Here is an 18,307-nt window from a genome sequence, read left to right on the forward strand (position 1 = left end):
GCCAATTTATGCGACTCACGATCAAATTGGTCTACTTTCCGAAGCATCCTTCAAATAACGTTCTGCTGTAATAAAATGTAATGGGATTTACTTCACAATCCGCCATTCATGAGTAGCTAAGCCCCCGCACATCGTTAAAATAGCCGTCCGTTCCAGCGTGTCTTACCAGTCGAATCTATTCATGGCGATAAGCCCGCGATATTCGTTAGACTGATCGCATAACGATAAGACTGCTGCACTTTGAGAGCGGGAAACTATGTTTAGGCCACGTCGGTACAGGCAACGTCGCCCACGTTCATACAACGCTATTTTCATCTGGATTTCGTATTACCTGATATTCGATAGCTCACTGCTTACTACTCCAAAGGAATTACCCGCACCATGACTTTAGACAATGGAAAGTCTGAACTGGTCTATCAAGGGCGCAAAGCCCAGCGTGCCGATAGCCGCCAACGCCGGAAAGCCATCCTCGAAGCGACCCTGCGGCTCATTGTCAAAGAAGGAATCCGCGGTATTCGCCACCGTGCCGTTGCAAAAGAAGCAGCCGTTCCCCTCGCAGCAACCACCTATTACTTCAAAGACCTGGACGATCTGATCAGTGATTCGTTCACCTACTTTGTCGAACAAAATATCGATCAAACCCGGCATCTACAGGAAGAGAGTTTTAGCGCCGCGCGCCAGCTCACGCCAGAGCAGTTGGTCTCCCCCGCCGGACGTCGCCACCTGATCCAACAACTGACTCGCTTTGTGCTATCCCATATTCGCGCCCAGGCTAGCAACCGCGATCATCGAGTCATTGAGCTGGCATTCAAAAATGAGGCGTTGCGCAACGAGCAACTGACCCGTGCGGTGCGCATGGCCAACCAGGCCACAGAAAACCTGATTGTGGAGTTCTTTGACCTGCTGCAGGTCGCGGACTCCCGCGCGGCAGCCCAGATTGTGCACGGCACAATCCTCAATCTGGAATTTCAGGTGTTAAGCAACGCCGTGTCACTGGACTCGCCGTTGTTGGAGCGCACCGTGACGATGATGATCAAAGGACTGATCCCGGCACAAGTTGAAGAAGACGCCCAGCAACCACTGGCAAGTACTTAAACTACCGGTCCGCCGACACACCGTTACGATCCCCTTACGCCCCCCCAGCCCTACCCCCAAACCGGCACCGCAGGAGCAGTCATTGCCTGCGCTGCCGGTTGCACTGGCCACCGCGTTTCACATCCGGCATCCCCGCATTTTTTTCCCACCGGTCATACTTCTCGCCGCCTTGTGCACTGTCTCCTGCCCGCCTCCAACAGCAACTCTCAGCAGCCAACCCAGGCACCACCGGCCGCCACCCGGTCTAAACTGAAAAGACGCCGATGGTAAAAGTACCGGCGTTGCCAGGTAGCCAACCAGGGCCGCCCCAACATCACAGGAACCGCCTGGAATACAGATGTACTCGGACAGGTCACAAACCACGCTGACGTATCGCTGCGCCGTCATATTTTTGACTTTCGCCCTGGCATGGATGGCGACGGGGTGCGATAAGCAGGCGCCAGCAGTGCCCGACAAGGGGGAGAGCGAAGCCACCGCAACGGCGAACAACGACCAGGACACCGGCGACCGCGCAGAAGAAAATCCAGCGAACCCCGACGACGAAAAAATCTCACTACTCACCGACCCCGACAGCCCGGTCATGTCCCCGGAACTCGCCGGTGAATACCCCATCGACAAGATCAAAAATTACGACGAAAAAGGCGACCTGAGCGCCATCGCGAAGCACGGCAAGCTACGCATTCTTGTGGATATCGGCAACATCGCATCGCTCCACCGTGCTGCCACCCGCCAGGATCTGGAAATCGACCAGGCGCGACGATTGGCAGCCCGACTCGGACTGGATCCGGTGGTGTTGCATGTCAATAATTTCTCACAGCTAATCGAATACCTGGTCCAGGGCAAAGGTGACATTATCGCCAATGACCTGGTCATTACCGATGAACGCAAAGCTCTGATCGACTTTTCAACCCCGGTCGCCAATACCAGGCTGGTACTGGTTTCACACAATGACACACCGGATATCGACAAACAGCCAGACCTGAAAGGTAAGGTATTGGCGGTTACCCGGGGAACCGTATTCGAAGAAAAGGCCAAGCGCTTTGCCAATGAGCATCCAGAGCTGGTGCTCAAGGTGGTTGACACCAATTATGTGGACTTGGCGGTTGAGGTGGCGCAAAAAGATATCGACTTCACGATTCTCGACGATGCCGCCCTCAGCCAGACAATGCAGTTTCGCGATGAGTTAAAGAAAAATCACGTTTTCCCCGAGCCGCTACAAATCGCCTGGGCCATCCGCAAAGACTCACCGGAGTTGATGAAGGCAATCAACGACAAAATCCGCCATATCAAGCTGACAAGATCGACAAAGCGGGTGGTCGATGACCTGGATAAAATCAAGAAGCGCGGCGTATTAAGAGCCATTACACGCAACAACCCCGGCAGCTACTACATGTGGAAAGGCCGCGTACTGGGCTATGAATTCGAGTTACTGGAGGCCTTTGCCAAAGACCAGGACCTTCGCCTCGAGGTTATCGTCGTACCGGATCACGCGTCGTTTATACAAATGCTGGAGGATGGAAAGGCCGATGTAGCCGCAAACCTGCTGGCACCGACAGAGCGGCGTAAATCCCAGGGCATGACCTTCAGCAGCCCCACCCATATGGCAAAAGTCGGAGTGGTCTCCCTCAAGAAAAAGGGCGATGAGGGAGGACTGGAAACACTGTCCGACCTGTCCGGGCGCACAGTGTACCTGCGAGAAGGCAGCAGTCACTTTGACTTGTTTCAGAAGATCAAGGAGCAGGTTCCCGGGGTCAATCTCGAACTGGTTCCTGAAAACCTGGATATCCAGCAAATTTTTGATCACATCGCCACCGGCGAGTATGACGTTACCTTTTCCGATGACATTACCGTCAACATGGAGCGCAGTTGGCGCGACGACCTGCACTTTGACCTCGACCTGAACGACGATCACCCACACAGCTGGATGGTCCGAGATAACAATCCAAAACTGTTAAAGGCCATCAATCATTTCCTGGAGAAAAAGAAAACCATCGAAAAGCGCGCACAGCTCTATAAAAAGTATTTCGACTCCCCCAGGCCGTCGCGCGATGAAATCATGGAGCTCAACGCAAAAGGGGAAATCTCGCCTTTTGATGGACTGGTACAAAAGTATGCCAAAGAGTTTGATTTCGACTGGCGGCTGGTTATCGCCCAGATGTTTCAGGAGAGCAGCTTCAACCCCAAGGCAAAGTCCTGGGTCGGTGCCCGCGGACTGATGCAGGTCATGCCCGACACCGGTAAGCAAGTCGGCGAAAAAAACCTGTTCGACCCCGAAACCAGTGTCCGCGCGGGTATGAAATACCTGGAGTGGCTGTACCGGAAATTTGAAGACAAACAGATCAGCCCGGAAAATATGATGTGGTTTACCCTAGCCTCCTACAACGCCGGGCTCGGGCATGTTTACGATGCGCAGGATCTGGCGGAAGAAAAAGGCTGGGACCGGAAGGTCTGGTTTGGCAACGTGGAGAATGCCATGTTGCTGTTATCCCAGAAAAAATACTACCGCAAAGCCCGTTACGGATATGCACGCGGTCGCGAGCCCTATGATTACGTCCGCAAAATTGAGGCGCGATTCAGAACCTACGTAGCGCTGCTGGATGCGCACAAGCAGCAGTCCGATGATGTCACCCTGGCCTTTCTGACACTCCCTGGCGCATTGTGGCAGCCCGCCCGACTGGCACACAAAGCGCTTCGGCGCCGACGCCGAGGTAATCCGGCTAACCGGCGAGTCCGCAGCTAGACTGTCAGGAAAGCTATTGGATGATGTAAAGACGTACCATGAACTTGCTTTCTGTTCGCGGGTTTCTCTGCTGCCTGCTGCCGCTGATGCTGTCCCTGTCTGCCTGCCAACGGGAATCCGGGGGCGAAAAAGCGGAAGGTGCACCTGAGCAGCCCGCCGCTCAGGCGCCGGCAAACAGCGAGGCCATCGATGACGCCGATGCCTCTATCCCTTCTGCCAGTAAACCTGACGATACTGACGCGAAAACACCTCCAGATGAAAATGTCATGCGCGCAGCGCAAAAAGGCGACCTGCGCCCGGAAGCCAACTGGGCACCGGAAACCACCGGTGAATACCCGGTCAACGCCTACGATAACTACATGGAAATGGGAGACCTAGCAGCCATTCGCAAACACGGGAAACTGCGCATTCTCGTCGACATTTCAAATACCGACTCCCTGCACCGCGCCGCCACCCAGCAGGATATCGAGCTGGATTCCGCCAAGCGTATGGCCCGCCACATGGGTCTGGAACCCGTAGTGCTCTACGCCGAAAACTTTGACCAGTTGATCCCCCTGTTGGAAGCCGGCAAAGGCGACATCATTGCCAATAACCTGGTGATTACTGAGGCTCGCCAGCAGGAAATGAATTTTTCGATCCCCACCGCAAATACCGAGATCATTCTGGTGTCGAGAAAAGATGCGGAAGCCGTCACTGACTCTTCAGACCTCAAGGGAAAAACACTGGCGGTAACCAAAGGTACCGCCTACGAAGCCGACGCACGCGCGTTTGCCGAGAAACACCCGGGAGTGGAACTCAAGGTCGTCGAAAAAAACTACGTCGAGCTGGTGATTGATGTCGTAGAAGGCCACCTGGACTACACCATAGTCGAGCGTCAGGTTTTCGACCTGGTTGACCAGTTCAAGGACAATCTGCAGAAAAACTACGTTTTTCCCGGTGAGCGGCAGATGGCCTGGGCGATGCGCAAAGACTCCCCGGAATTGACCGAGGCTGTGAACAAGTTCGTACGGGACCATAAACTCCAGCGTACCTCAGCGCGCTCGGTCGGCGACCTGAATGAAATCAAGGAGCGCGGATACCTGCGCGTTGTCACCCGTAACCACCCCGGCACCTATTACATGTGGAAAGGGCGTGTCATGGGTTACGAATACGAGCTGGCCCAAGACTTCGCCAAGCACCTGGATGTTCGCCTGGAAATTGTGGTTGCCCCCACCCACGAAGATTTACTGACGATGGTGGTGGAAGGTAAAGCGGATATCGCTGCCAGTCTGCTGTCCGCTACAGAGCGCAGAGACAACCAGGGGGTTGATTTCGGCCGACCCTACATGAAGGAGAAGGTTGTTGTCGTCGGAGAGGAAAACGACAAGATCGACAGTCTCAAGGACCTCGCGGGAAGAACCATTCACGTACGCAAGTCGAGCAACCACTACGATGTCGCGCTGAAGCTCAAAAAGCAGATACCTGAGGTAAAAATCGAACTGGCGCCAGAGGAACTGAACATACAGCAGATCATCGACAAGGTGGCCGACAACGAATACGACCTGACCATCGCCGACAATGTCTCCGTCAAACTCGAGCACAGCTGGCGCACCAATATTGATGCGCTGATCGACCTGCACGAAGACGACAACGTTTATGTGTGGTTGATCCGGGAGGAAAACCCGAAACTGCGCGAAGCCGTCAACAAATTCTTTGACAAGAAAAGCACCCAGAAAAAAATGAAAATACTTTATACAAAGTATTTTGATTCCCCGAAGAAAACCCGACCGGAAATCAATGAAGTCAATGAGAACGGCACCATTTCCCCGTTCGACAAATTCGTCAAGAAATATGCCGACAAATACGATTTTGATTGGCGCCTCATCGTCGCCCAGATGTTTCAGGAGAGCACCTTCAACCCCAAGGCCAAATCCTGGGTGGGTGCCCGCGGCTTGATGCAGGTGATGCCGGATACCGGCAAGCAGATTGGTGAAAAAAACCTGTTTGACCCCGAAAGCAGTGTGCGCGCCGGCATCAAGTATCTGGAATGGTTACATCGCAAGTTCGAAGATAAAGGCATCAGCCCGGAAAACATGATGTGGTTCACCCTCGCTTCTTATAACGCGGGGCTGGGACATGTTTACGATGCACAAGATCTGGCGGAAGAAAAGGGCTGGGATCGCAGGGTTTGGTTTAACAACGTGGAAAACGCCATGTTGCTACTGTCAGAGAAAAAATATTACGAGAAAGCCCGCTACGGTTACGCCAGGGGGCAGGAACCCTTCGATTACGTGCGCAAGATCCAGGCTCGCTTCCGCACCTATGTGGCATTGCTGGAAGACTATGAACGCAGGCAGGAGGCGGAAACCGGCCTGTTACTGGATCCGCTGTATCCGGAATATCTCCAGCTTGCAAACCTGGAATGCTGGCGGCAACCACCGGTTGCCGCCCTGTGTCGATCAGCTGCAGTTGCCGGGCATTGAGGCAATCCATTCCTGCAACAGCTCGGTGCCCTCTTCATGTACCAGGCTGCGCCCCAGCTCCGGCATCATGGCGCCAGGGCTGGTCGATTCCACACGGAAATTCAAAATGGAATCCGAAGGACTACCGGGTACGATGGCAAACAGGCGGTTACCTGAGCCGGTGCCCGCCGCCACTGGTGGCTTACACACCCCCAGGCGACGCAGATCCTGCTCAGCGCTGTACAACATCAACCCGGAGGTATCCGCGGCACCACTGGGGTTGTGGCAGTGACCACAGTTGATATCCAGGTAGGAGCGGGCGCGCTCTTCCAGTGAGGCCGTAGTATCGCTGTAACTCACATTATGCGGTACCTGTGCGAGCTCTGGCATACCGCTCAGGTAGCCCATCTGCTGCCAAAAGAGCAGCTGATTCTCGCTGCCGCTCTGATAGGTGAAATCCTTGTTCAGGTGCCGCGCGCGCGGACCTATGGGGCGGACCGCTTTTTGCGTGTGATTGTCCGCATGGCAACCGGCACATTGGTTGGAATCAGGCACCACATAGGTAAAAGCTTCGCTGCCACCGTCTGCATTGGTCAGCTGCAGGCGCTTGGCATCACCGGCAATTTCAAGCACGGCTTCCGTCTGAGCGTCATTCCACACATACGGCAGGGCCTGCCAGCCGTCACTGCGTTTCACCAGCAAGCGGGTTTCGATCAGCTTCACCTTTTTCAGGTTCAGGCCACTTTCCGCATACCCCTGAGAAAAGTCCTGGGAATAATCATCGGTGCGCAACACAGTGCCATCCGCCGCCAGCGGGTAGTAAAAGGTCTTGCTGATGATGGTACCCACCGGATACTCAAAGTCCTCCTCCCCGTATTCCGCACTGCTGCCCTGCGGCATCCACACGGTCCGCAGCTTGTGCGCATAGTCGGTAAACAGGGCGGTATTCAGGTCGTAGGGGGTGACACCATCGTTCAGCGACAGCTCGCCGTCGATGGATTCCACTAAATGCCAGTCACTCAGGTTATCAGGAACGCTATTGCGCTCGTGCAGTGTGACCGCGTCGCGGGGTGTACCACACCCCGCAAGCATCAAAGTCAGCACTGCGCCCCCTAACCAGCGGGGCAACAGCAGCTTATGCATCGGCTACCTCATTGTTTGCGTGTTGCTCTCCCTGAGGTTTTTCCTGTTCGCTATCGAACTCGAGCACCACCTGTGGCAATTTTTTCAGGTTGCACTGGTGGGCAGAGAGGTCGGTAGTGATGTTTTTGTAGTTGTTTTGCATGTCCACATTGATGATGCCGACATCTTCGTTCTGGATACACAGTTTCAGGTTTTCCGGCAACTGGCCATCCACCATCTTCTTGCTGTCGATAGCGCCGTCCCAGAGTACGTCAGGCAGGCTTCCGGTGAGGCCGAACTTGGCGATCTTCAGCGCCTTCAGCTCCATATGATCCGGAGAGGTACCACCACCGACAAAGGTGTTGTCGTAGATGTAGATACCTTCCGGGTAGGGGTCGAAGTTTTCCTGGGTAGACTTGTCGCTGTAGTAACCCGCCGCAAAATAGCTGCTCACAATCACATTAGCGGTATCGTTATCGGAAATTTCGTTGTTGAAGATTTCCACATTGTCATTGGAGTTGATCACGATACCGGAGCCCGCAGGCACCGCGGCAACTGGCGTGCCTTCGTGGCCAAAGTTTTCGTAATTGTTTTTGAACACCTTGTTGTCGTAGACGCGGGTACTGTGCCCCGGCTGCGGCAGGTTAGGCATATTGAATACCAGGATACCACCGGTATTGTTGGTAGCGATGTTGTCGTAGACATCGGCACCGATGGTGTTTTCAATCTCGATGCCGGCAACATTAAACTCGGCGCGGTTGTTACGCACGATCACGTTGCGGGATTGCCCCACATAAATACCCGCATCGGAAGCGCCAATGGCCACGTTGCCTTCCAGCAAGGTATTTTCAGTCTGTACCGGATAAATACCGTAGGCACCATTCTCCGTTGCCGGGCCGTTGGTCCACTCTACGCGGATATTACGGATGATGATGTTTTTGCCTTCATTGACTTTCAGGGCATCGCCAATGGTGTCTTCAATGGCCAGTCCTTCGAGGGTGAAGTCACTGGCATTGACCAACAGGCCCTCGGCCCCCTGAATCTGGTCTTTAAAAGACAGGATCGTTTTATCCATGCCGGCGCCGCGGATGGTCACGCCGTCCACATTCAACGACAGGCTGCGATTCAGCTGGTAACGGCCTTCCGGAATTTCAATCACATCGCCGGGCTGAGCCTGGATCAGCTGCTTGAGCAGCTGCTTCTGGAAATCCGCGGAAACGCTCGCCGCGGCCGTATCTGCGCCCTTGCTGGTGCCATTGTCCTGAGAACAGGCGGCCGCCAGTGCTGTGAGTAGAACCACACCCAGTTTCATTGGTGCTTTCATGGAATCTCCCGCTTTCCTTTATGTTTTTTTTGACTGTTATGTTTGTTTTCTTACACGTTAAGTGCGCTTTTCGTGCGCGGCCCTACTCCCGATTCGGGCCCCTGGCGGCCACAGCGGTATCTACCACTACCGTTGGTTTCGTGACTATTCTGGTTGCCCCATTATTATTTGGTACGTTTGTACCAATTTGAAAGCGCAGAACACGTCAACTGCCATTGGCCGGATAGTATCCAATGCCCAAAAAGGCAGCAACAGACAAACGGGAACCCTGTCTCGTTTTAACCAGACTATTTTTGACTGCCAAGTCGAAAATTGACAATAGCCGGGTACCCGAGGATCTCCCCACCCACACATACGACAAAACCCGCGCAGGCCCAGCCTGTGCGGGTTTTCATTTAGGGGTAAAGGTAACTCCCAGGCCAGTCTGGCCTAAATCACCAACGGGCAAACCACTAGTGCTGGAATACCGGTGCCGCCACAAAGCTCCAGAAGAGTACCGTCGCCACCATCACGACCACCGCCATGACCAGGCACACAGTGACCACGGCACTGGCAAACAAGAAGCCACGCTCTTCGGAAACATTCAAGACAATGGGAATACCCACGTACAGCAGGTACACCGCGTAGGCGACGGCCAGGGTAGCTAACAGGATATCCAGCCACAGAACCGGGTAGAGGCCCGCAGCACCGGCGATAAAAATGGGAGTTGCGGTAAAGCCCGCAATAACCATGCCCTTCATGGGATGGCTTTTTGCACCGTAGGTTTTTGCCATCCAGTGAATAAAGTAGCCGACGGCAATCACCGCAAGAATCATGGTGACGTAGAAGACAGCAACCAGGGACAAGGCGCTATCACTGGTAAGCGTGCGTATTGGCCTGCCGCTACCAATGTTCCAGCCGATTTCCGTGGTGCCAAAATACCAGCAAAGCGCCGGCAATAATGCCAGTACGATGACGTAAGGAATCTGACGGTTGAGCCCTTTTTCAGACATGCCGGCAATTTCCTGCCACTGCCTACGAGGTTGCACCATCAGGCCATAGAGATGATTCAGCATTCCCATTCTCCTCACTCGCGAGGAACCCGGCTTTTGGCCGTAAGGGAGAACCTTTTCAGGAGCCACAGACTCCTGTGTCTCAAATTGATCTGGATACTACTTGTCAAAGTGAGGGATACCGCCAAAGGCTTTTCCCAACAGTTCCAGTTTTTTATTCGCATTTTATTTGCGTATTGCCCACGCATCAACTGCGCGAACGCCAGCGTCAAAACAACAGATACCGGTTTTTATCCCAGCGGGTAATTATTTTCGCGGCATCATTTTGAAGCACTATAAATTTGTAACACCTCGGTCATGCAAGTCAACGCACTGGTAAGAAAAGGGACAAATAAAAATGCGGTCGTTTCCGCAGGAAACAACCGCATTCTAAGAAGTGCTACCGAAACACTCGAAGGGGCTTGTGGAAACTTCAACTGGCGGCTTTATTTTCCGCTACGCGATGTAATCCGCCAGTCTTTTTGCCCGCCCGAAAAATGATGCGTCAGACGTTCACCCGTGGCACTTTTTGCATCCACCCGAAGCGGTCTTCCGCGCGACCTTCCTGAATATCAAGAAGTGCCCGCCGCAACTGATCGGCAATCGGACCCGGGGCCTCGCTGAGGCGATAGCGCTGTTCACCATCGCCGAGTTCGCTGATCGGGCTGACAATGGCAGCAGTACCACAGGCAAATGCTTCACTGCAGGTGCCCGAAGACACCAGCGCCAACAGGTCGTCGATGTCCATTTCCCGCTCGTACACCTCGATCCCCAGATCCCGGGCCAGGTCCAGCAGGGAATCCCGGGTAACCCCTTCGAGAATCGATCCATTCAATGCCGGCGTGTGCAGGGCACCATCCATCACCGCAAAGAAGTTCATACCCGACAGCTCGTCAATGGTGTGGCGGTTGCCAGGATTCAGCCACAGGGACTGGTCATACCCCCGCTCCTTGAGGCGCGCGATGCTCAATAGGGAGGCCGCATAGTTGCCGCCGACCTTACTGTCGCCGGTACCACCCACGGCAGCACGGCTGTCTTCCCGCTCCACCCACAAGCGCATATTGCCCGCATGGTAGGCCTCAGAGGGACTGGCAATGACATAAAACTCGTAGGCGCGGCTGGCCGTTACCGAAAGATCCGGCTGGGTACCCATCAGGAATGGGCGAAGATACAGGGATTCACCGCTATTGCCGGGAATCAGATTGGCGCAATGGGCGGCCACTGACTCTACCGCTGCCATAAACAGCGCCTCGGGAACCGGCGGCATGCACAGACGCTCGGCAGAGTGGGCCATGCGGGCCGCGTTGCGCTCAGGACGGAACAGACCCACGCCATCACCGTAGCGGTAGGCCTTCAAACCTTCAAAGCAGGATTGGGCGTAATGCAGCACCTTGGCGGCAGGGTCCAGGGCCAGAGGGCCGTAAGGGACCAGCTCGCCATCGCTCCAGCGACCGTCCTGAAAACGTGCCCGAAACATCACCGGGGCCATGACGGTACCAAACCCCAGCCTTTCCGGCATTTCATAGCCTCTCAGGCTGGCAATGGCTTCAGGTTGTATTTTTATGCTCACAAAGCTCTCCCACTGAAAGTGCACAGAATCAGATCAAACCAGCGGATTATGGCGTGAATCGACGCCCAATCCAAATACAGATACCACAGCAGCAACAAAATCAGCAACAAATGATAGATCAAAGATCAGATTATAGGATGATCATCGCAGGCCTACGGCATTACCGACAAGCACCCTTCCATCAGCGCCTGACTCAAAATTCTGCCTCAGTCAGCGCCGCTTCGGTTTACCCGCGGCTTGTCACTTGTAGACCCCATTAACAACAGAGTGGCGCACCCGGCTCTAGATGCGCGACAACGCGGACAGAAATTCCCACCTCCTGAAAATTAATGGCACGGGGTTTTGTGCGATCGGCGATTAAATCCCTCTCCTCTTCCACCGGGCTGCCAGACTCAATGCATCCCTGAAATCGACTCTCTGCCTGCGGTATTACTTCGGTTTTCAGTAGCAGCCAAACACCAGAAACAATAGCGTCATCGACCTCTGGCGCCCTTCCCCACTCGCAGAATCAATGGGGCGAAAATTCGTTGGCTATACTCAAAATACATGGACGGTGTCTGCCAAATGCAAGGGAATCCAATGCCATTTTTTTGGCTTGCGACGCCCTCGCAGAACCAAAGTCCAGCGTCGATATCGACAACACACCGGGCAACCGGCAGGAAAGTGAACGAACCACACGTCAGGGAGAGAGTTTCCGTGCAACCGGAGTTTTAGCGCGGCCGCCATATGGCAGCCCTGCAAACACCGGAAGAGTCGCGGAGTTCGAGCTTGCTCGCACATCTGTCACCAGGTTGCGGACAGGTCAGGCACAACATGGAATGGAAGTGGTTCAATCGTGACACAGACAGAATCCAGCAACTTATTTGCTATCGGCTTGATGTTTACAGCCTCAGCTCTGCTGTGTGGCTCTGTTATGGCAGATGAAGTATCTGCCCTCGACTCTGCCCTAAACAATGCCAAGGCTCCGCCGGCAGCCTATATAGAGGCCGCCTCAAAACCACTGGAGAAACCCAAGCGACAGCTGCGCCCGTCAAAGGCAGCCGATGACTACCGTCAGCGTATTGAAGACATGGAGGCCGAATACGGTGCCTACGGCGCCGGTATCGATGAACAACTGATGGGGCTTGGCAGTGCACTCCAGCGCAGTGGCGCCCACGAAGAAGCCATTGCGGAATTTCGTCGCGCCATGTTGATCAACCGCGTCAACGAAGGGCTCTATTCCCTGAACCAGGTACCCATGATCGAGCGCATGATCGAAAGCCAGATTGCGCTGAACCAATGGGAAGATGCCAACGACAACCACGAATACCTGTTCTGGTTGCACGCAAAAAATTACGGAGAAAAAGACCCCCGCATGCTGCCAATCATCAATCAGTTGAGCAGCTGGCACTTACAGGCATACATCGATGAGCAGGGCGCGACCTTGTTCGAACACCTGATCAATGCCACCAATTTGTACGCCCTGGCGGTCGATATCATTTCGCAGAATTTCGGTGCCAATGATTTGCGCTTGGTGGAAGCGCTGCGGGGACTGAAGGCCACCAACTACTACCTGGCGACATACTCCGGTGAGCCCCAGGAGGCGGTGGTGATCAACACCAATTTTGCGGGCGGTGGCATGCCGCCGGATCGCCGTGCACAGCTGGATCACTACCGGATGAACAGCTTCAGCTCCGGTAAAACGGCGATAACCAAGATCATGGATGTCTACCAGAAAAATCCGGCATCACCGCCGGCGGCCTCGGCCAAGGCCAAAGTAGAGCTGGGTGACTGGTACATGATGTTCAACAAGTGGCATTCCGCGCGCAAGACCTACGGCGAGGCCTATCAGGCACTGTGGGACAACGGCGCAACCAACCGGGAAATAGACGATATTTTCGGAAGACCGGCGGCCCTGCCCACCCTGCCTTTGCTGGATGAGGACAGGGAGGCACTGGCCAACTCCTATGTCACCGTGTCTTACGATGTAACGGCGTTTGGCAAGGCGCGCAATATTCAGATCATCAGCGCGCAGCCGGAAGACAAGGTCAGCATCCGTTCGCGGGTGCGCAATGTTCTCAAGCGGGCAAAATTCCGCCCCCGCTTTGAAGACGGTGAGCCGGTTGAAACCACCGGCATTGTGCAGAAATTTGTCTTTGACTGATTGAACGTAGATTTTAAGGAAAGGGACTGTGTTCGACTGATGTAACGAGGTTGGTTGGATATCGTAAAAGGTTTGGAAAAATTGGCAGTAAAAGGGTTTTGCCACCTAAACCACAACGATTGAAAACTGTCGAACAGACATACAGCAACAGCGGGTCGTCGTGTTTCACGGCGACCCGTGAACGCATCAGGAGAAAGCTAATGGCATTACGGAAGATCGCAAACCGCTTTACCCCCGCATCCGCGGCCAAGCAAAAACTTCGCTGGCACACCTTGGCGTCCGTAGTCGTACTGGCGGCGGTTATCAGCGGCTGTAAAAACCAGCAGACGCAACAGCAGCCTCCTGCGCAACCATCACAGTCCAAATCGAGCTCTTCGAGTTCTTCACAATCGCAGTCGCAATCACAGTCGTCCAGCTCCTCAAGCAGTCAGTCCAAGTCGAGCCCATCGACGGCCAGCAGTATGCCCTCGCCGAGCTCGCCCAGTAGCAGCAGCCCGAGCATGTCGACCGCCAGCAGCAGAGCGCAACCGAACACCTCGATGCCCAGTATCGAATCCGGCGACCGCTCCAGTCAGCAGGCCAGCACCGCATCGTCCCGCAATGGCGAAGAGTCGCAGCGCCGCTCGCGCTCATCCAGCAGCAGCGCAGAAGATCCTACCGCCAGCAACAATCCGTCGACGCCGGTATCCAGCGATTCGGACCGCCGTCCCGACGAATCCCGTATGCCACCGGATCCTTCCTCTAACAGCGAGGGGGAGCCGCCGGATGAAATCGATTTCTCCGAAGAACAGCAGACCGCCAGCAGCTCGTCGTCCAGTTCTTCCAGCAGCGCTTCAAGCAGCTCTTCTTCGAGCAGCAGTTCGTCCAGTAGCGCATCCGCCAGTAGTGCCAGTGCCTCCAGTAGTGCACCGAGCAGTGCTTCCAGTAGCTCGCCATCCAACAGCTCCCCGTCCAATAGTTCGCCCGCGAGTGCCCAGGCATCCGCCAGTGGCGGTCCTTCTGGCGGTGGCGCCCCGGCCAGTGCATCCAGCGCCGGCAGCCCCCCGAGCGGCGGCAGCTCGGCACCCAATGAAGCGCCTATGAGCAGTGCCGAACGGGTCGCGGAGTTGGAAGGCCAGTTTGAATCCACCATGGCCAGTTACGACGGCATGATTCTGCGCGAGCGGGACTATGTGCGTAACCGCCCGGCCTCCGCCGAGGAAGAAGCCGCCGCGGAGGATGAAGTACCCCCGGGTGAATCCCTGGAGGACCTGATTGCCACCGCTGAAGAGGAGTTTGGTGGCCAACCGCCGGCAGGAAGTGGTGAGGGCGGTGAAGGCGGTGAAGGCGGTGGTCCGGAGCAGAACAATTCCAGCGGCCAGGCAACAGGTCCAGGCCTGCCAACCAAGGGCCGCAAGGGCGAATTCAACCACACCAATACCGCCACAGTGGTACCCGCGGATATCCCCTCCGGGGACGACGACGATGTGGTCGCCCGCCAGATTCGCGAGGCGGCCATGCGCGAGTCCGATCCGGAACTGCAGGAAAGACTCTGGGAAGAGTATCGGAAATATAAAAAATCTCAGAAATAAGGATGAGCAATCATCAGGGAGAGTAGTTCTATGTTTTTCTCACACACACGCACAACATTGTGCAGTCTGGTAGCCGGCCTGCTGGTGCTGACCGGCTGCACCACCACCGAAGTCCGCACTACCGCCTATACACCGCTCACGGTGGAAGACGCGACCATTGCGGAAAACCGTCTGCTGGATGTGGGCATAGTGCAGTTCAACGCGGGGCTGGAACAGGAGGAAGCACCGGAAGAGGATGATCTGGTCTTTCCGGAACTGCGCCGCGCAGAATCGCGCTATATCGCAGTGACGCTCGCCGGTGCCGTGCAATCCAGTCAGGGCTGGGGCGCGGTGCGGGTAATTCCCAGCGAACGCACCAATATCGACGTCACGGTAACAGGCACCATTGTGCAGTCCGATGGTGAAACCCTGACAGTAGATGTCACGGTGGTCGATTCCCGCGGCCAAGTGTGGTTTACCAAGCAGTACACCGAGCAGGCATCACACTACGCCTACGACCGCAAACACCCCACAGAGGGCGACGCTTTCCAGGGCGTGTACAACCGGATTTCCAACGACATGCTGGTCTACCGGCAGCAACTGTCCAACGAATACATCGCCGAGTTGCGCACCATTTCCGAGATCAAGTTTGCTCGCAGTTTTTCGCCCGGCGCCTTTGACCGCTATCTGGTCGAGGACGACAAAGGCCTCTACCAGCTCACCGCCCTCCCCGCCAACGACGACCCCATGTTGATGCGGGTACGCCAGATCCGCGAACGGGATTATCTGTTTGTGGATACGCTGCAAGGATATTACGACACCTTCGTAAAAAGCATGGAAATGCCCTATCAGGAGTGGCGTGCCATGAGCTACGAAGAAGTGAAAGAAATGCGCGAACTGAAACGCAAGGCCCGCAATAACACCATCATGGGTGTCGCAGCCATTGTCGGCGGTATTGCCGCAGCCGGAGCCGGCGGTGGCGCAGCGCGACAGGCCGGCAATGTGGCGGTAGCTGGCGGTGGCTATCTGGTGAAAAGCGGCTTCGACCGCCGTTCCGAAGCCAAAATGCATATCGAGGCACTGCAGGAACTGGGCGATTCCATGGAAGCCGAAGTTGAGCCACGTATTGTCGAGCTGGAAGACCGCACCGTTACGCTCTCCGGCTCGGTGGAAAACCAGTACCGCCAGTGGCGCGAACTGCTGAAGGAAATTTATCAGGCAGAAACCGGCGGTATGCGCGATATTTAAAATTGTCTGGGCGCTGCCTTTTCTGTCGGAAGGCAGCCCGCAACCAGATCTGTGACCCGGTACCGGCACCAGGGACTTGGTGCCGGTAAATGCAAAATAACAGCGAACAGTGCGGAAAAACCATGCAACACCGCGATCCATCATCGGAAGATCAGTCTTATATTCAGCCCGCCGACTTTTCCTTCGGCGGTGAATCCCAGCCCGATAGCCCCGGGGGAAACACGCAGGCCAACCAGTCCGCTCAAGCAAAACGGTCCAGCGCAAGTGGCAGGCTCACACCGATATTGCTCGGAGTAGGCACACTGACCGCCCTGATTGGCGTCTTCTGGGTGCTACCCCAGGTTGTCGAGCCGCCAGAAATTCCGGTAAGCGCAACGGTCGCCAAGGATGCATCAGGCACGGCAACAACCGCAAAATTCGCGAACAAAATAGAGGAATCGCCTTTTAGCGAAGCGGAAATCACCCAGCAGCGCCGCGATGTCCAAAAGGTGCTGCAAGAAATTCTGCAATTGCAGGAAGAGCTGCTGGAACGAAAAGTGGAAACCTGGGCGGCGGAAGAGTATTTCGCCGCACGCACCCTGGCGGAAGAAGCGGATGGCATCTACCGCCAGCGCAAATTCATGCAAGCGCTGGAACAGTACCGCCAGGCACTGGCCGGCCTGCAACAGCTGCGCGACAGCATTCCCGAGCGGATTGAATCACACCTGGCTGCCGGGCACAGCGCTCTCGATACCGGCGATGCCGCGGCGGCGAGCAAAGCCTTCGACCTGGTCCTGACCATTTCCGAAGGGCACCCGCGCGGCACCAGAGGCAAGGAGCGCGCAGCGCTACTGCCAGAGGTGTGGCCGCATTTTACCGCCGGTAAAGAGGCCTTTTCCGACAATGCACTGGATACAGCCAAAGCCGAACTGGAACAGGCGCTGAGTATCGATGGTGATACCGAAGCCGCAAAAGCACTGTTGCCACAGGTGACCGCTGCAATTCTTGAACGAGACTATAGCGAAGCCATGTCCGCCGGTTATAGCGCTATCGCCAACAATGATTTCGACAAAGCGAAGAACTTTTTCGCCAAGGCAAAGCAGCTGAAACCGCAGGCCAGTGATCCCGATGTGGGTATAGCCCACGCCAACAATGGTATCGCCCAGGCCAAAATCGATCGGCTGTTTGCCAGCGCCGCTGAAAAGGAGCAGCTTGAGGAGTGGCACAAGGCCGCAGAAAAATATCGCAAGCTGATTGCCCAGGACAGCAGCCTGGTGGAAGCACTCACTGGCAAAGCCCGCTCGGAAGCGCGCGCGAAACTCGACGACCAGCTGCAGGAACTGCTGGCAGATCCACTCACCCTGGGCCAGGGCGCGCGCAATAAGCATGCCCGTAAAATTCTCGCGGACGCGCGCGCGCTCAAGACGGACACACCACGCCTACAAAACCAGATTGACGCGCTCGAATCCGCACTGACGAAATCCCTGATACCCATTACGGTTTTATTGCAATCGGATGCCAGCACCCAGGTCACCATTTACCACGTTGGCAAACTGGGTAACTTTTCCGAGCGCGAGATAGCGCTAAAACCAGGCCGCTACACCGCAGTTGGCACGCGCCAGGGATACCGCGATGTACGACAAGAGTTTGTCGTTGATCCTACCGGTGAGTCGCCTACGGTCACCATTCAGTGTGCAGAAAAAATTAACAGCGCCAATAATTCCTGAGCATTGAACCCACACCCCGCGGACAGATCAAAAAGCACACAGATTCACCACTGACTTGTGGTTTTCTGAGGTAACTGTCCGCGGCTTCCACCGCTGATTTTTCTGACCAGCCAACCATTTCCTCTGTCACTCAATGGTCATTTTGTACCAGCTTTTTTCCCCCTTTGCGACGCGCGAGCGCGTTTCGGTGGAGTGGACGAAAGTGTCGCCCCAGTGTCGGGAAAACAGAAAAATCAACGCCAAAAACGCCCCCGTTCAGGCTGCAATCGCCAGAGCGGGCTAAGCTGAAATGCGCGGCTCCATCTTTGGCTCTCCACCTGAACCGGCAGTGTTCCGG

Annotated in this window: 12 protein-coding genes; 7 read left to right on the forward strand and 5 right to left on the reverse strand. The window is 55.4% G+C overall.

Features of this window, described 5'->3' with window-relative positions; all coding sequences use genetic code 11:
- Positions 1-381: 381 nt before the first annotated feature.
- The 3 genes from GRX76_RS17330 to GRX76_RS17340 all read left to right on the forward strand — a co-directional run bounded on the left by GRX76_RS17330 (position 382) and on the right by GRX76_RS17340 (position 6,297).
- Positions 382-1,095, forward strand: coding sequence for a TetR/AcrR family transcriptional regulator (locus GRX76_RS17330; RefSeq protein WP_160154448.1), 714 nt, complete (start codon positions 382-384; stop codon positions 1,093-1,095).
- A 445-nt stretch (positions 1,096-1,540) separates the two neighbouring features.
- Positions 1,541-3,835, forward strand: coding sequence for a transporter substrate-binding domain-containing protein (locus GRX76_RS17335; RefSeq protein WP_236250449.1), 2,295 nt, complete (start codon positions 1,541-1,543; stop codon positions 3,833-3,835).
- A 38-nt stretch (positions 3,836-3,873) separates the two neighbouring features.
- On the forward strand, positions 3,874-6,297 hold the full coding sequence (locus GRX76_RS17340) for a transporter substrate-binding domain-containing protein (protein WP_160154450.1): 2,424 nt from the start codon (positions 3,874-3,876) through the stop codon (positions 6,295-6,297).
- Here the strand turns inward: GRX76_RS17340 and GRX76_RS17345 are convergent.
- From GRX76_RS17345 to GRX76_RS17360, 4 genes are all read right to left on the reverse strand, one after another.
- The gene (locus tag GRX76_RS17345; RefSeq protein ID WP_201276855.1) at positions 6,274-7,419 is read right to left on the reverse strand and encodes an SO2930 family diheme c-type cytochrome; all 1,146 of its coding nucleotides are present in this window, start codon (positions 7,417-7,419) and stop codon (positions 6,274-6,276) included. The two genes, GRX76_RS17340 and GRX76_RS17345, sit on opposite strands and share 24 nt — an antisense overlap.
- Complete coding sequence (locus GRX76_RS17350) at positions 7,412-8,722, reverse strand: parallel beta-helix domain-containing protein (RefSeq protein WP_201276856.1); 1,311 nt, start codon at positions 8,720-8,722, stop codon at positions 7,412-7,414. Before GRX76_RS17350 ends, GRX76_RS17345 begins: the two co-directional genes overlap by 8 nt.
- A gap of 452 nt (positions 8,723-9,174) precedes the next feature.
- Complete coding sequence (locus GRX76_RS17355; protein WP_160154451.1) at positions 9,175-9,777, reverse strand: Yip1 family protein; 603 nt, start codon at positions 9,775-9,777, stop codon at positions 9,175-9,177.
- Between the two features lie 481 nt (positions 9,778-10,258).
- On the reverse strand, positions 10,259-11,323 hold the full coding sequence (locus GRX76_RS17360) for a branched-chain amino acid aminotransferase (protein WP_160154452.1): 1,065 nt from the start codon (positions 11,321-11,323) through the stop codon (positions 10,259-10,261).
- Positions 11,324-12,236: 913 nt separating this feature from the next.
- On the opposite strand from GRX76_RS17360, the gene GRX76_RS17365 reads away from it, so the two are divergent.
- Positions 12,237-13,466: a hypothetical protein gene (locus tag GRX76_RS17365; protein ID WP_236250450.1), complete on the forward strand. Its 1,230-nt coding sequence runs from the start codon at positions 12,237-12,239 to the stop codon at positions 13,464-13,466.
- A gap of 571 nt (positions 13,467-14,037) precedes the next feature.
- On the opposite strand, the gene GRX76_RS17370 is transcribed toward GRX76_RS17365, so the two are convergent.
- Positions 14,038-14,535, reverse strand: a complete 498-nt coding sequence (locus GRX76_RS17370) for a hypothetical protein (RefSeq protein WP_160154454.1) — start codon at positions 14,533-14,535, stop codon at positions 14,038-14,040.
- A 10-nt stretch (positions 14,536-14,545) separates the two neighbouring features.
- Here GRX76_RS17370 and GRX76_RS17375 point away from each other — a divergent pair, with 10 nt between their 5' ends.
- The 3 genes from GRX76_RS17375 to GRX76_RS17385 all read left to right on the forward strand — a co-directional run bounded on the left by GRX76_RS17375 (position 14,546) and on the right by GRX76_RS17385 (position 17,970).
- Positions 14,546-15,037, forward strand: a complete 492-nt coding sequence (locus GRX76_RS17375; RefSeq protein WP_160154455.1) for a hypothetical protein — start codon at positions 14,546-14,548, stop codon at positions 15,035-15,037.
- Between the two features lie 30 nt (positions 15,038-15,067).
- Positions 15,068-16,264: a hypothetical protein gene (locus tag GRX76_RS17380; protein ID WP_160154456.1), complete on the forward strand. Its 1,197-nt coding sequence runs from the start codon at positions 15,068-15,070 to the stop codon at positions 16,262-16,264.
- Positions 16,265-16,353: 89 nt separating this feature from the next.
- Complete coding sequence (locus GRX76_RS17385) at positions 16,354-17,970, forward strand: hypothetical protein (RefSeq protein WP_236250451.1); 1,617 nt, start codon at positions 16,354-16,356, stop codon at positions 17,968-17,970.
- The last annotated feature ends 337 nt before the right edge of the window (positions 17,971-18,307 follow it).

Source organism: Microbulbifer sp. ALW1, assembly GCF_009903625.1.
In the GTDB taxonomy this organism is placed as follows: domain Bacteria; phylum Pseudomonadota; class Gammaproteobacteria; order Pseudomonadales; family Cellvibrionaceae; genus Microbulbifer.